The sequence below is a fragment of the Carnobacterium sp. GW821-FHT04C06 genome, assembly GCF_059420345.1.
In genome coordinates, this window is the sequence record NZ_JBWKTN010000001.1 from 500158 (window position 1) to 514733 (window position 14576).

Annotated in this window: 12 protein-coding genes; all 12 read right to left on the minus strand. The window is 36.7% G+C overall.

Annotation, left to right across the window (positions count from 1 at the left end):
* Positions 1 to 75: 75 nt before the first annotated feature.
* The 12 genes from adhE to mutL all read right to left on the minus strand — a co-directional run bounded on the left by adhE (position 76) and on the right by mutL (position 14576).
* The gene (adhE, locus tag AC07SW_RS02435; protein WP_034568956.1) at positions 76 to 2679 is read right to left on the minus strand and encodes a bifunctional acetaldehyde-CoA/alcohol dehydrogenase; all 2604 of its coding nucleotides are present in this window, start codon (positions 2677 to 2679) and stop codon (positions 76 to 78) included.
* Positions 2680 to 2958: 279 nt separating this feature from the next.
* A complete protein-coding gene (locus AC07SW_RS02440; protein ID WP_494632223.1) occupies positions 2959 to 3234 on the minus strand; it encodes a post-transcriptional regulator in 276 nt (91 codons plus the stop codon).
* 35 nt (positions 3235 to 3269) lie between these two features.
* Positions 3270 to 5819 (minus strand): bifunctional lysylphosphatidylglycerol flippase/synthetase MprF, encoded by a 2550-nt coding sequence (gene mprF, locus AC07SW_RS02445; RefSeq protein WP_034568954.1) that lies wholly within the window; start codon positions 5817 to 5819, stop codon positions 3270 to 3272.
* A gap of 84 nt (positions 5820 to 5903) precedes the next feature.
* Positions 5904 to 6269 (minus strand): preprotein translocase subunit YajC, encoded by a 366-nt coding sequence (gene yajC, locus AC07SW_RS02450; protein WP_034568953.1) that lies wholly within the window; start codon positions 6267 to 6269, stop codon positions 5904 to 5906.
* A gap of 95 nt (positions 6270 to 6364) precedes the next feature.
* Positions 6365 to 7510: a tRNA guanosine(34) transglycosylase Tgt gene (tgt, locus tag AC07SW_RS02455; RefSeq protein WP_034568950.1), complete on the minus strand. Its 1146-nt coding sequence runs from the start codon at positions 7508 to 7510 to the stop codon at positions 6365 to 6367.
* Positions 7511 to 7547: 37 nt separating this feature from the next.
* Positions 7548 to 8141: a TetR/AcrR family transcriptional regulator gene (locus tag AC07SW_RS02460; protein ID WP_233218314.1), complete on the minus strand. Its 594-nt coding sequence runs from the start codon at positions 8139 to 8141 to the stop codon at positions 7548 to 7550.
* 481 nt (positions 8142 to 8622) lie between these two features.
* Entirely contained in the window at positions 8623 to 9654 is a 1032-nt protein-coding gene (gene queA, locus AC07SW_RS02465; RefSeq protein ID WP_034568946.1) for a tRNA preQ1(34) S-adenosylmethionine ribosyltransferase-isomerase QueA, read from the minus strand.
* 26 nt (positions 9655 to 9680) lie between these two features.
* Positions 9681 to 10697: a Holliday junction branch migration DNA helicase RuvB gene (ruvB, locus tag AC07SW_RS02470; RefSeq protein ID WP_119908246.1), complete on the minus strand. Its 1017-nt coding sequence runs from the start codon at positions 10695 to 10697 to the stop codon at positions 9681 to 9683.
* Between the two features lie 32 nt (positions 10698 to 10729).
* A complete protein-coding gene (gene ruvA, locus AC07SW_RS02475; protein ID WP_034568941.1) occupies positions 10730 to 11344 on the minus strand; it encodes a Holliday junction branch migration protein RuvA in 615 nt (204 codons plus the stop codon).
* A 166-nt stretch (positions 11345 to 11510) separates the two neighbouring features.
* Positions 11511 to 11948 carry a peptide-methionine (R)-S-oxide reductase MsrB gene (gene msrB / locus AC07SW_RS02480; RefSeq protein ID WP_494632175.1) on the minus strand — a complete coding sequence of 146 codons (438 nt, stop codon included), beginning with the start codon at positions 11946 to 11948 and terminating at the stop codon, positions 11511 to 11513.
* Between the two features lie 68 nt (positions 11949 to 12016).
* Complete coding sequence (locus AC07SW_RS02485) at positions 12017 to 12571, minus strand: Maf family protein (protein WP_135018702.1); 555 nt, start codon at positions 12569 to 12571, stop codon at positions 12017 to 12019.
* 19 nt (positions 12572 to 12590) lie between these two features.
* Positions 12591 to 14576, minus strand: a complete 1986-nt coding sequence (gene mutL, locus AC07SW_RS02490; RefSeq protein ID WP_311907847.1) for a DNA mismatch repair endonuclease MutL — start codon at positions 14574 to 14576, stop codon at positions 12591 to 12593.

A 14576-nucleotide genomic window follows, 5' to 3' on the forward strand; every position in this document is an offset into this window, starting at 1 on the left:
TTTCATTAAATTAGCTAATAAATAAAAACAGAATGAACTTTCTTTTTAGGAAAGTTCATTCTGCTTAATTTTTTCTTATTCACCAATATATGAATCAATAATAATTTGGCGTAATTCAACGATTAATGGTTCCTTTGGATTTGCTGTTGTACATTGATCTTCGAAAGCTAATTCTGCCATACGATCTACGGTTGTATCTAATGTCGCTTGAGTGACACCTTGACCTTTTAGACTCATATCAATGTTCAAATCTTTACCTAATTTGATGATTTCTTGAACAAGTGATTCAACTAATTCAGCTGTTGAGTTGCCTTTGAAGCCCATAAAGCGAGCAATATCAGCATAGTCTTCATCTGCACGGAAATATTCGTATTTAGGGAATAAAGCGTGTTTTGAAGGATCTTTAGCATTATAACGAATAACATGTGGCATTAGGATCGCATTTGTACGACCATGAGGAATATTATACTCTCCACCAATTTTGTGGGCAATTGAGTGGTTAATTCCTAGGAAGGCATTGGCAAAAGCCATACCAGCCATTGTTGACGCATTATGCATTTTTTCTCTTGCTTCTTCATTTGCTGTATTATAAGAATCACGTAGGTTTTCAAAAACTAATTTGATTGCTTGTAAGCTTAGTCCACGAGTATAGTCACTTGCCATGACAGATACATACGACTCGATTGCGTGAGTTAATACGTCCATACCTGTGTCAGCAGTTACTGATTTAGGAACACTCATCACGAATTGTGAATCAATAATCGCTACGTCTGGTGTTAACGCGTAGTCGGCTAATGGGTATTTCACATGTGTTTCACTATCTGTAATTACTGCAAATGGTGTTACTTCTGAACCTGTTCCTGAAGTTGTTGGGATACATACAAATTGTGTTTTTGTTAATGATGGAATTTTGTACGTACGTTTTCTGATATCTAAGAATTTTTGTTTTGCTCCAAAGAATTCAGTTTCTGGTTTTTCATAGAATAACCACATACCTTTAGCCGCATCCATTGCAGATCCACCGCCAAGTGCAATGATTGTATCTGGTTCAAAGGCGATCATTGCTTCTGTACCTGCTTTAACGGTGTTTGAAGATGGGTTTGGCTCTACTTGTGAGAAGACTTCGATTTTAACGTTATTTTGACGTTTGTATAGTTCTTTCATTACTAAGTCAGCATAGCCGAATTGAACCATTCCTGGATCACATACTAAGAAGACGCGTTCAACATTTTCCATTTTTTGTAAATATTGTACTGAATTTTTTTCGAAGTATACTCTTGAAGGAAGTCTAAACCATTGCATATTTTTTCTCCGTTTCGCGATTGTTTTAATGTTCAATAAGTTGATTGTTGAAACATTTTTTGAAATTGAGTTTTTACCATAAGATCCACAACCTAGTGTTAGTGATGGAATCATGTTGTTGTATAAATCACCAATCCCACCTTGCGCAGTTGGAGAGTTAACCAAGATACGACAAGCTTTCATTTGAATACCAAATTCACGTGCTAAGTTGTCATCTAATGTGTGAATTGCTGCTGAATGACCTAGACCACCAAGTTCTAACATTGTTTCACATAATTCAAAGGCGTGTTTAGTGCTTTCTGCTTTCATCATCGCCAATACTGGTGATAATTTTTCACGTGATAATGGATAGTCAGCGCCAGCACCATCTAATTCAGCAATTAAGATTTTAGTTCTTTCTGGCACTTTAATCCCTGCTAATTTAGCAATTTCATAAGCAGATTTCCCAACAATTGCTGCGTTTACAGCATATTTTCCTTCGTTCATTACAACGGCTTCTAATTTTGCTAATTCTTTAGCTTTTACTACATATACTTGATGTCTTTCAAATTCAGCTTTTACTTCGTCGTAAATTTCAGCATCTACGATTACGGCTTGCTCTGAGGCACAAATCATTCCATTATCAAATGATTTTGATGCAATTACGTCATTAACAGCACGTTTAATTTTTGCAGTTTTTTCAATATAACTTGGAACATTTCCTGGGCCTACGCCAAGTGCTGGTTTACCAGTTGAATAAGCTGATTTTACCATCCCTGATCCACCTGTTGCTAAAACGATCGCAATGTCTGGGTGGTTCATTAATGTGCTTGTTGCTTCAAGTGATGGGTATTCAACCCATTGGATACATCCTTCAGGCGCTCCTGCTTTGATAGCTGCTTCGTAAAGAATACGAGCTGCTTCAGCTGAACATTTTTGAGCTGATGGATGGAAAGCAAAAATAATTGGGTTACGCGTTTTAATTGAAATCATCGCTTTAAACATAGTTGTTGATGTTGGATTTGTCACAGGAGTAACGCCACAAACGATTCCAACTGGGGCTGCAACTTCCATTAGTTGAGTTTGTTCGTCGTCGCTAATAACGCCAACTGTTTTATTGTGTTTGATTGAATTCCAAATAGATTCAGTCGCAAACATGTTTTTAATACATTTATCTTCATAAATACCACGGCCCGTTTCTTCAACAGCCATTTTAGCCAATGGCATATGTTGTTCTAATCCAGCTAGTGCCATTTGATGGACAATGTAGTCAACTTTTTCTTGATCGAATGTTTCAAGGATTTTTAATGCTTCTAGTCCTTTGCTTGCTAATCCATCAATCATTGTTTGAACATTGTTTTCTTCTGCAACTTGTGTTTCTACTTTAGCTTTAACCATTTGTAGGTTCCTCCTATAGTGACTAACATTTTATTTTTAGTTTGTTAACTTCTTCACAAGAACATCATACAACGTTTTTTTAATTTTGTAAATAGTTTTTTGTGATTATTTTCACTAGTTGTATTTAGCTTTACACTACAAGGATAAAAGAGTATTCAAATAACAACGTTGTAAGGGTATTCACAAATAAAAAAGTTTTTATTTGTTTTTTTAAATATGAAACTTTTTCACAATTTAACAAAAAAAGAAGGAGACTGTTTTTTTGACAGTCTCCTTCTTTTACAATAAATCATCAATTTCCATTAAGTCTAAAGAGTCTACCTTATAAATTTGGGCCTCTAAAGATGCAAAATCTAAATAATCATTTGGAGACAATTTACAAATTTGCGAAATTTGTTGATAATAATGTTCAGGTGTTTTTCTTTTCCAGCTAAAACGAGTGAGATAGCGCCATAAATCTTCTTCATTGATTTGTAAGTAACCTAGTTTATGAAACTCTTTAATTTTTAAAGATAACCATGGGGTGTATCGTTCGTACTCAACAAATGAATCCATCGTCAACTATGCGCCTCCTTTTTAGAACTTCTTCTTTATTTTATATCAATTTGACGTTTTTTTCCTACTAAGGTAACTAATTGCAACATCGTAAAGAGAATCGAACTTTTTTTCCTAAAAGCAACATATTTAGGAATCCAAGTAGTCACGTATTTTTCTTTGTAGTGACGTAAACCTTGAAAGCCATACAATTTCGTCCCAAAGCGATAAAGCAACCCTGCAATTCGTTCACTAATAAAACTATAACGCGTCGCTCCAACATTTGAGAGAGGTGCCATGCCCATATTAAAGGCTTGGAACCCGAGTTCTTGATTGTATTCAAATAGTTTGATAAATAAATAATCCATTACACCATTAGGTGCTTCTTTTGTTTTATAACGCATTAAATCAATCGAAATCAATTCATCTGACCCTGTTGGCATCATTGAAGCAAACGCAATCAACTGTCCTTCAGGCGTCTTCACAACCGCAATTTCAGCTTGATTTAAATAGAACTCATCATAAAATCCAAGAGAAAAACCTTTTTCAGTTCGTTTTTCTAACCATTCGTCAGAAATCTGTTTTAATTCTTCAAACTGACTTGCAGAAAAAGGCGGTTGAAGCATTTCAAATAGATAGCCTTCCCGTTCAATTTTATTCACAAGAGCCCGTTCGGCTCGTCGTTTTTTCCCAGACAAGGTAAATTCGGGTAAAGAAACATGTCCTTCCTCTCCAACCTTCATAAAGTCATAGCCAAGTTCATGTAAAATCATCACCAATGAACCACTTACTTCATAAAATACTACTGAGTAACCAAATTGATCGGCTACATCCATAAAATCGACAATGGCTTTTTCAAATAAAGAGGAATCTCCAATAGGTTCTCCCATCACGACTAATTTATCGGCTTCTTGACGAAATTGGAAAACTACTTGGTCTTCGCCATAGTAATAAAAATATTTATCTCGTAAAAAGGCCAAATGACTCACTTCATTTCCACCAAACTGATTAATGACCGCTTTTAAACGTTCCTCATCCAGTGAAACCCCAATTTTCAATTTTGACCGCATCAAGTAACTAATGACAATGGCTAAGCTGATTAAACCAATCACAACGCCAATTAACCCCGCTAGCCAAACGTGACCTGTTGGAAATAGTGAAGAATGGAATAGAATCGGTCGACGGTGATGGAATCTTGGCGAATTGAAGTAGCCAACTAAAATATACAATAACAAACTACCAAATAAAACAGCGCCATCTAATAAAGCTTTTCCCCAAGAATAAACAAGTTTATTTCGATAAAATTCATGCCTAGATAGATACACACACACAATAACGATTCCTAAAAAAATCGTTAATCCCCAAGAAAAGTCTTTGGTTAGTGTATTTAAAATACCAAAACCTAAAATAATAATCGTAGGCCAATAAGCTTTTTTTACCTTCCCTTCAATGCCACGGGCTAAGCCTAACAATAAGAAACCAAAAATCACATTGCTCAATTGAGTAAGAAAGAAGAAAGTAAATGGATAAAGCCTAGCAAATAAGTGGCTGTTAAACGCTAAATTAGGCACTGTTGAAATTAAAATCATCATAATTCCCGATGAATAAACAAAAACAACTAAAAAGCCATGAGCAACCTTTTGAATAAATTGCTTAGGTAAACCATCTAGGTAGCGATTAATTTTTTGTGCGCCATCGTGAGTGAAAAATGAAATTCCAATAAAAAATGGAATAATGTAGTAAAAAATTCGATAAAACAAGAGCCACACAACAGCTAACTCTTTCGAGACCCCTAATTGTCCTAACCCGTAAATCATAAAGACATCAAAGGTTCCAACGCCTCCTGGCACCATTGACACAATCCCAATAATCGAGGCAATCACAAATAATGGGAAAACTTGCCCTAACTGAATGGGTTCTTGTAATAGATATCCAATCAAAATAAAACATCCCATTGCCCCGCTCCATTCTAACACAGAGCCGACAATCAATTTAAATTCACGTTTTAATGGCAAATCAGTAAATAATGTTTTACTTTTTATTTTCGTAAAAGTAAATAAAATAGGGAAATATAATCCTCCACCAACTAACCATGGCCAGTAGTGACGAAAACCTTCCCCATATCCTGGTAAAGAAAAACTGCCTAAAGCAACTAAAGATAAGATTGATAACCCTGACAATAAGAAAACGGCGATTTTTGAAATGGCAATAAGAATCTCTTTATGACTCGCACCTTCACCATAGAAAGTTGCTCTTAACGAAGCCCCTAAAAATCCACCAAATCCACCAATATTCGTAAATGTATTGGTAATCCATCCAGAGGTAAAAATATGCTTTTTACTAAACTTTCCAGGTAACAATTCAACGATTGTAAAATCATAAATCATCATCGGTAAAATAGCAATTAACCCTGCAATCAACATCAAACCAATCGCTACTGGACTTTGCGTAAATAAATTTTCCTTTAAATCACGGTAATTAATATCAGCAGCAATTTTTATGACCTGTAAGACCACAAACAATGAAACAAACCCCACAAAAATAATTTTGATCAGTGTTAGATGTTGCAAAACACCCTCCATTATTTTTTTGAATTTCTCTTTCATGTTCTTTCCTCCTCCACGATAGAAAGTAAAAATACTTGAAAAAGAAACAATTCATTCTTCTTCAAGTATTCATTTTGTAGCTAATTATTTTGTTTCATTTGGTGTTTCTTCAATAACTTCTACTTCTTCAACAACCGTTGGTTCTTCAACTAATACTTCTTCTTTTACTTCAACTGGTGTTGCAGCAGCTGTTTCTTTAATACGAGCAATTGCACCTCGTTCAAAAGTTAAGAAGACTCCATCGCAATCAATAACAACAGTACGATCTACTTCAACTACTTCATCAACGATTCCGTGTAAACCACCAATCGTTACGATAGCGTCACCTTTTTTCAAAGATTCCATCATTTTTTTCTTTTCATCTGCCGCTTTTTTCTGCGGTTTAATCATCATAAAGTACATTAATCCAAAAATTGCGATCAATGGTAAAAACGTTACAATACCTGACATTTGTTCCACTCCATTTCTCTTCGTTCCTAAAAAACTATTCTCACTACTCACTTTAACAAACTTTTCTGTTTTCAGCTAGTGATTACACATGTTTTTTAAAAGTTTTTTGCATTTGGCTTGTTAAACCCATATTCTTCAAAAAATGCTTCTCTAAATTCTAATAAATTGTCATCCATAATCGCTTGACGAACATTTTTCATTAGGTTTTGTAAGAAGTATAAATTGTGATAGCTTGTTAAACGTAAACCGAAAGTTTCGTCTGCTTTAATTAAATGACGAATATACGCTCTCGAGTAATTTTTACATGTATGGCAATCGCATTTTTCATCAATTGGTCTAAAATCACGCTCGTATTGAGCATTTTTAACAACTAAGCGACCTGCACTTGTCATACAAGTACCGTTACGGGCAATTCGAGTTGGCAATACACAATCAAACATATCAACGCCTCGGATCACGCCATCAATTAAGGAATCCGCTGAACCAACACCCATCAAATATCTTGGTTTGTCTTCTGGAATCAGTGGTGTTGTGTATTCCAACACTTCATTCATTAAATGTTTGGGTTCTCCAACAGACAATCCGCCAATAGAATACCCAGGGAAATCCATTGAAATCAAATCTCTTGCGCTTTGCTGTCTTAATTCTTTGTAGCCCGCTCCTTGAATGATACCAAATAAACCTTGTGTCGATGGATTTGCATGTGCTTTTAACCCACGCTCTGCCCAACGGCTTGTACGTTCAATTGATTTTTTAACGTATTCAAAGCTTTCTTCAAAAGGTGGACATTCATCGAAACTCATCATAATATCTGGACCTAATTTATTTTGAATGTCAATCGCTTTTTCTGGAGATAGGAACATTTTTGACCCATTTAAATGATTTCTAAAATGAACCCCTTCCTCTTCAATGCGACGCATATCACTTAATGAAAAGACTTGGAAACCACCAGAATCTGTTAAGATTCCTTTATCCCAATTCATAAATTTGTGTAATCCGCCGGCTTCTTGGACGATATCTTCACCTGGACGTAACCATAAATGGTAAGTATTGCTTAAAATAATTCCAGCACCCATTGCATCCAATTCTTCAGGCGCAATACTCTTTACAGTGGCTAAGGTTCCTACTGGCATAAACATCGGAGTAGGGAACGTTCCGTGTGGCGTGATAATTTCTCCAAGTCGAGCGCCGGTGTGTTTTTCTTTTTTGATTAAGCGGTATTTAATTGCTGGCTCTGTCATTTTTTCTCCTACTTTCAATAGTGTATCTATGATTTTTTTAATCTTTAAAAGGCTGCAGCATCATCTGAATGATACTATCTAATGTAACATGAGTTAACGTATCTTCCTTGTCATGACGGATATCACGAATCAATAACGCAAGAATCGAATTATTAAAGATAAAACATAAGGTTTCATATTCTGACTTTGTATAATTAGGATGATCGGATAAGCGTTGCAACTGTTGGCATAAAGAATGATTAATATATTCTTGCTTATAGGTAAAAATAGTTTGTGCTTTTTCGTTTCCGACTTCTTTAATTGAACCAATCACCACGTCACGATGCCTTGAATAGATGTCTTCAATAAAGTAGCCTGTTTTTTCAAGCAACTCTCTTGTTGAGCTAAAGGGTTGTGAGAAAAACGCATCAACTTCTTCTTTGATTTGATTGGCATGTTGCTTAAACGCTGTGTCCATTAACGCTTCTTTTGATTTAAAGTTTTTAAAAATCGTTGTTTCGTTAACATGAGCCTCTTGGGCAATTAGTTTTGTTGTTGTACTTTTATACCCAACATGAGAAATTAAATGCAACGCCGCATCAATAATTCTTTGTTGCGTTCCAGTCATCTTTTTCTCGTCGATTGGACTCACACCTCTCTAAAAATAAATTCAAAAAAACAAGCAGATGCTTGCACAACCAATAGTATAGCACAGGGATTTTTAGGTAGCAATCCTCTTAAAGAAATTCTTTTTTTAGATTAGAAGCACATCATTTGCAAACGCTTTCTAATCGTGTTATTGTATAGATAGAAAGAGAGATGCTTATACGAGTAAACAACAGAATTTCTCATTTGTTAAACGAAACAAGTTAAACGAAACATCGTGTTTTGATGTACCAGATTCAACTGTCCCATTTCATTTAGATTCATGATCACTATTTGTTTCATAAGTGTGTTTGATAGTCCCGAATAACGTAAGCATAAACCGAATTTTGTTTTGAAAGAAATTCCCCTAACACTTATGGCATTTCAGCTTCGCTTCAAAATTGTTTACTCGTATCCTCTCTGATTCAATAAAAAAGAGCTTCCAGTGATGAAAAACTGGCGGCTCTTTTTTTGATTGCTTACTTATTTTATTTGACAAACATCGCATCGCCAAAGCTAAAGAAGCGGTAGCGTTCTTCCACTGCATGATGGTAGGCTGCTAAAACATTTTCTCGTCCTGCAAAGGCACTCACCAACATAACCAATGTTGATTTTGGTAAATGAAAATTAGTTGAAAAAGCATCAACCACTTTAAATTGATAACCAGGTGAAATAAAAATACTTGTCCAGCCACTATCGGCTTTGATTTCACCATCAAATTTTGTGCCAATTGTTTCAAGTGTCCGAATAGAAGTCGTTCCAACTGCGACAATTCTTCCACCTTCTGCTTTTACTTGATTCAGTTTTGCTGCTGCTGCTTCTGTTAGACGGTAAAATTCGGAATGCATATCATGGTCCTCAATGGAATCCACACTAACAGGTCTAAAAGTACCTAAACCAACATGAAGTGTTAGAAAAACAAGTTCAACACCTTTTGCTTTGATTTTTGCTAACAGGTCCTCTGTAAAATGCAACCCTGCTGTTGGCGCTGCCGCTGATCCATTTTCCTTAGCGTAAACCGTTTGATAGCGTTCATTGTCTTCTAAACGTTCTTTAATATAAGGAGGCAATGGCATTTCGCCAAGAGATTCTAAGACTTCAAGAAAGATGCCCTCATATGAAAAATCAACAATTCTACCGCCATGTTCTAATTCTTCCACAACCGTTGCTTTTAAACGACCGTCACCAAAGCTAATTTCAGTTCCAACTTTTGCACGTTTTGCTGGTTTAACGAGTGTCTCCCACTGGTCATTGACTGTATTTTTTAATAGTAATACTTCTAAATGTCCGCCGGTTTCTGGCTTTGTTCCATAAAGTCTAGCTGGTAAAACACGTGTGTCATTCATCACTAACGCGTCGCCTGCATGTAATTCATCTAAAATATCTGTAAAGTGCTTATCTGATACCTCACCCGTCTTGCTATCCAAAACAAGTAAACGTGAACTTGAGCGGTCACTTAGCGGGGTTTGAGCAATTAGTTCTTCTGGTAAATCAAAATCAAAATCTTTCGTTGATAACATGTTCATTTCTCCTATTTATCTGGCTTTTAATTTTTTTCTATAGGATAAGAATACCCTAAATGCTCGTAGCCTAAAGGGGTCACAATCCGTCCTCTTGGTGTCCGTTGCAGAAAACCCATTTGCAATAAATACGGTTCGTACATATCTTCTACGGTTTCTGTTTCTTCTCCAATATTAGCTGCAATCGTTGACAAACCTACTGGCCCTCCACGATACAATTCAATCATCGTAGTCAGCATTTTTTGATCAACATAATCCAATCCTTCTTGATCGACTCGTAATAGGGCTAGCGCTTCATCTGCCATTCTTTGACTGACTTCACCTTCGCCTTCGACTTGAGCATAATCTCGCACGCGTTTTAATAAGCGATTCGCAATCCGCGGGGTTCCTCTTGAGCGTCTAGCAATTTCATGGGCTCCCGTATCGTTGATTTTCGTTTGAAAAACGTCTGCTGAGCGGATCACGATTTCTTTTAAATCTTTTACTGGATAATATTCCATATGGGAAACTATTCCAAATCGATCCCTTAAAGGCGCAGATAACAAACCTGCTCTTGTTGTCGCACCAATTAACGTAAAGGGCGGCAATGGAAAATGGACGGGGTGAGCGCTTGGACCTTGTCCAACAATAATATCAACAAAAAAGTCTTCCATTGCGGAATACAGCATTTCTTCTACCATTCGAGGCATGCGATGGATTTCATCGATAAACAGAACGTCTCCTGCCTCTAATTCATTTAATAACGCCACCAAATCGCCAGCCTTTTCAATTGCCGGACCACTGGTCGTTCGAATTCCTACTTGCATTTCATTTGCAATTACCATTGCCATTGTTGTTTTCCCTAAACCTGGTGGACCGTATAAGAGAACGTGGTCTAATGCTTCTTCACGGTTTTTAGCTGCTTCAATGTAAATCGTTAACTCTTTTTTTACTTTGTCTTGGCCGATGTATTGAGCTAACGTTTGAGGGCGTAAAGATTTTTCAATTGTTATCTCTACTCCGTCCTCACTCTCACCAGAAACAATCCGTTCTTCAAATGTCATCTAATTTTCACCACTTTTCCTAAAATTCCAGTTTATTTTTTCATTAACAAACGTAAGGCCGCTCTTAAATAAGCATCTGTTGAATGTTCATTTAAAGCGATTAGTTTTGGTTCAATTCGTTTGATTTCTCTTGAGCTGTAGCCCAATGCGGTTAACGCTTCTACGGTTTCTGCAATGTGACCGTTATTCGTTGTTAAAACTAATTTTTCTTGTAGCGCGCCTTTTCCTGCACTTGAAGAAACCGTTAAATCGTCTAGTTTTCCTTTTAAATCCAATACGATCTGAGAAGCTGTTTTCTTTCCAACACCAGGAAATTTTGTTAAGTACGCCACATCATCATTTTCAATTGCGGCAACTAACCCTTCATGGTCATCACTAGCTAAAATAGCTAAGCTACTTTTTGGTCCTATTCCAGAAACGCTGATTAATTTTAAATACAATTGCTTTTCGCTAAAATCTTTAAAGCCAAATAATGTTATCGCATCTTCTCGGACCGCTTGATAAACATAGACTTGAACTTCTTGGTTTAATTTACTTGAAAATCGAAAAGGGTTCGCAATCAATAATTGGTAACCGATCCCACCATTTTCAATCACGATATACGCTGGTCCTACAAACGTCAACGTGCCTTTGATGTATTCATACATGTGTTCGATCTCCATTCTATTCTATAGTACATTCGTTCCCCTAGCATTTTACCATATTTTCAAGATTAAATGGACTTTCTAATGGAAAAATCTTTATTTTAGTCATTTCCTTACTAAAAAAGGAAAAACACAAAGACAAAGGCAGCTCCCTTATCTTTGTGCTTTTTTAAGAAAATAGCGAACGATACTGACCGTAGCCTTCCGCTTCCAATTGATCAACTGGAATAAAACGTAGGGCTGCTGAATTAATGCAGTAACGCAACCCACCAAGTTCAGGCGGACCATCATTAAACACATGACCTAAATGAGAATTTGCTGCTTTGCTTCGAACTTCAGTACGTGTCATTCCGAATTTGTGGTCTACTTTTTCTACTACCTCATTTTTTTCAATCGGTTTCGAAAAGGCCGGCCAACCACAACCCGCATCGTACTTATCTTTTGATGTAAAAAGTGGCTCGCCACTGACAATATCGACATATAGGCCATTTTCATAAAAATCATCAAATTCCCCTGTAAAAGCATGCTCCGTTCCATTTTCTTGCGTAACTTCATATTGAATGGGGCTTAACGTCTCTTTTAACTCTTCTTTCGATGGTTTTTCCATTTTCTTCACCTCTTTAGTTTAGTTGTCTATAGTATAGCAAACAATGACTAAAAAGGAGCATTTCTTGCTTACTGTATTTCTTTTAACATTCTGGCTACTACAGAGACGGGAAATCCTGCGACGCTATAAAAATCGCCGTCAATTTTCTTGACAAGTAGCGCGCCTTTCCCTTGAATTCCATATGAGCCGGCTTTATCCATCGGTTCTTTAGTCGCAATATACGCATCAATTTCTGCTGGAGTTAACTCAAAGAGAGTCACTTTTGTTGTCACGACTTGCGTAGCCTTTTGTTGTCCTTTTGTCAGATGGACTGCTGTCAACACTTCATGTGTCGTTCCGCTTAGTTGCTCAAGCATTCTTTTAGCGTCGGCTTCATCCTTTGGTTTCCCCATGATTTCATCATTTAGTACCACAATCGTGTCGCTTCCAATCACTAACTCATCTGGATACTCCTTAGCTACTTCATTGGCTTTACGAATCGCTAATACTTCAACTACCTCAGGACCTTTCATCGACGGCGGAGTCGTTTCGTCCACATCAGAAACAACTACGTCAAAATCTGTTGTAATTTTACTGAGTAACTCTTTTCTTCTAGGAGAACCTGAAGCTAAAATTAAGGTCATTTTTCATCTACCTGCTTTCTTAATGTGGGTCTTGGATACGTTTAAACATTTTTTCCATATCTTTATTAGTAAATTGAATCAAGACTGGACGGCCATGAGGACAATTATAAGGATTTTCTGTTTTTGCTAAATCTACTAACAAGGCACGAGCTTCTTGATCGTTTAGATAATGATTGGCTTTAATTGAACCTTTGCAACTCATCATAATAGCCGTTGCTTCTCTAAACTTCGCCACGTTAACCGTTCCTTGTTCTAAAAGCAAATCAATCATTTCTCTAACGATTTCTTCTTCTTCCCCTTTATTAAACCAAACTGGATGACTTCTTAGTAAGAAACTATTTTGTCCAAAAGGTTCTAAGAAAATTCCAATCTCTTCAAGTGCTGGTTGGTTTTCTTTGATTTTAATGGCATCGCTATTTGGGTAATCTAGCATCATTGGAACTAGTAAGTCTTGCAGGTCACGACTAACTTCCCCAATTTTTTTACGGAAATACTCATACTTTATTCGCTCTTGCGCCGCATGTTGATCCAAAATATACAACCCATTTTCATTTTGTGCAAATAGATAGGTACCATGCATTTGACCAATATATTCTAGCGTTGGCAAGTGTGAAGCAGCCTTTTCAGTTTGTCTTGCTTCTCTTTTTAGCAAATTAGTTGCCGTGTTTAAATAAGGTTCTTCATGAAGCTCTTCTAATTCACTGATGGGGTGATCCATAGTTGGGATTGATTCTGTTACTGTTGGTTCAACTAGGAAACTTTCTGCTACTTGATTATCCTGTGTATCTTCAAAAGGCGCCGCTTCTTCTTCTACCAACTCTTCATGCTTAAATGGAATTGGTTGGAAAGGATCGGTTGGCTTTTCTTTCACGAGGGGCTCTTTCACTTGGTAAGCAGGCTGATTTTCAGGTTTAGTTGAAGACGCTACATTCAAGTCAATTTTTGTTTGTTCAGCTTTAAATTTTGTCGCGTCATATGGCTTTTTAAAACTAAAATTTTCCATCGCTTCTGGAATCAACTGTTCTTTACTAAGGGCTTGATGGATTGCATCTTCAATTAAGCCCATTAGTTCTTTTTCTTTACTGATCCGAACTTCTTGCTTTGTTGGATGCACATTCACATCAACTAATAGCGGGTCCATCGTAATATCTAGGGCAACAATTGGAAAACGACCTACCATTAATTTTGAACGATAGCCTGCAATAATTGCCTTATTAAGCAGGTAATTTTTGATGTAACGCCCATTGATCATAATGGACATATAATTACGACTTGCTCTTGTGACTTCTGGTAATGAAATAAATCCTTTAACATTGAAGTCTAAATCTTCATTTTCAATCAAACGCATTTTTTTTGCAATTGCAACGCCATAAATCCCTGCTAAGGTTTGTTTTAAATCCCCATTTCCCGAAGTGCGCAACATTTGATTGCCATCATGAACTAAACGAAATGCAATCATTGGGTGACTCATTGCCAAACGATTGACGATATCTCCGATTGTTGCTAGTTCGGTTTGTAAGGTTTTAACGTATTTTAACCGAGCCGGAGTATTGAAAAATAAATTGCTTACGGTAATACTTGTTCCTTTTCTTGATGGATTTGGACGCTCTTCCTCGATATCCCCACCTTTTAAAGAAATATAAGTACCCGCACCAGAGCCTGTCGCCGTTTCTAAGATGACTTCGGATACAGAGGCAATACTTGGTAAGGCTTCTCCACGAAAACCTAGCGTGCGAATTCTAAAGAGGTCGTCTCGAGTATGAATCTTACTTGTGGCATGGCGTTTAAAGGCATTTTTCACATCTTCTGCTTCAATGCCATCACCATTGTCAATAATTTGAATTTTTTTCAAACCAGCTTCTTCAATTAAAATGTCGATTTGGGTGCTGCCTGCATCTATTGAATTTTCAACAAGTTCTTTAACAACCGAAGCGGGGCGCTCAATTACTTCACCAGCCGCAATTTGATTGGCGAGTTTTTCTGAAAGTTCTTCAATTTTTGCCAT

Bases quoted from the DNA above. Each gene is read 5' to 3' on its own strand.
- mutL (WP_311907847.1), bottom strand. From the start codon at position 14,576: ATGGCAAAAATTGAAGAACTTTCAGAAAAACTCGCCAATCAAATTGCG.
- mprF (WP_034568954.1), bottom strand. From the start codon at position 5,819: ATGAAAGAGAAATTCAAAAAAATAATGGAGGGTGTTTTGCAACATCTA.
- ruvB (WP_119908246.1), bottom strand. From the start codon at position 10,697: ATGACATTTGAAGAACGGATTGTTTCTGGTGAGAGTGAGGACGGAGTA.
- msrB (WP_494632175.1), bottom strand. From the start codon at position 11,948: ATGGAAAAACCATCGAAAGAAGAGTTAAAAGAGACGTTAAGCCCCATT.
- AC07SW_RS02440 (WP_494632223.1), bottom strand. From the start codon at position 3,234: ATGGATTCATTTGTTGAGTACGAACGATACACCCCATGGTTATCTTTA.
- ruvA (WP_034568941.1), bottom strand. From the start codon at position 11,344: ATGTATGAATACATCAAAGGCACGTTGACGTTTGTAGGACCAGCGTAT.
- queA (WP_034568946.1), bottom strand. From the start codon at position 9,654: ATGTTATCAACGAAAGATTTTGATTTTGATTTACCAGAAGAACTAATT.
- tgt (WP_034568950.1), bottom strand. From the start codon at position 7,510: ATGACAGAGCCAGCAATTAAATACCGCTTAATCAAAAAAGAAAAACAC.
- adhE (WP_034568956.1), bottom strand. From the start codon at position 2,679: ATGGTTAAAGCTAAAGTAGAAACACAAGTTGCAGAAGAAAACAATGTT.
- AC07SW_RS02485 (WP_135018702.1), bottom strand. From the start codon at position 12,571: ATGACCTTAATTTTAGCTTCAGGTTCTCCTAGAAGAAAAGAGTTACTC.
- yajC (WP_034568953.1), bottom strand. From the start codon at position 6,269: ATGTCAGGTATTGTAACGTTTTTACCATTGATCGCAATTTTTGGATTA.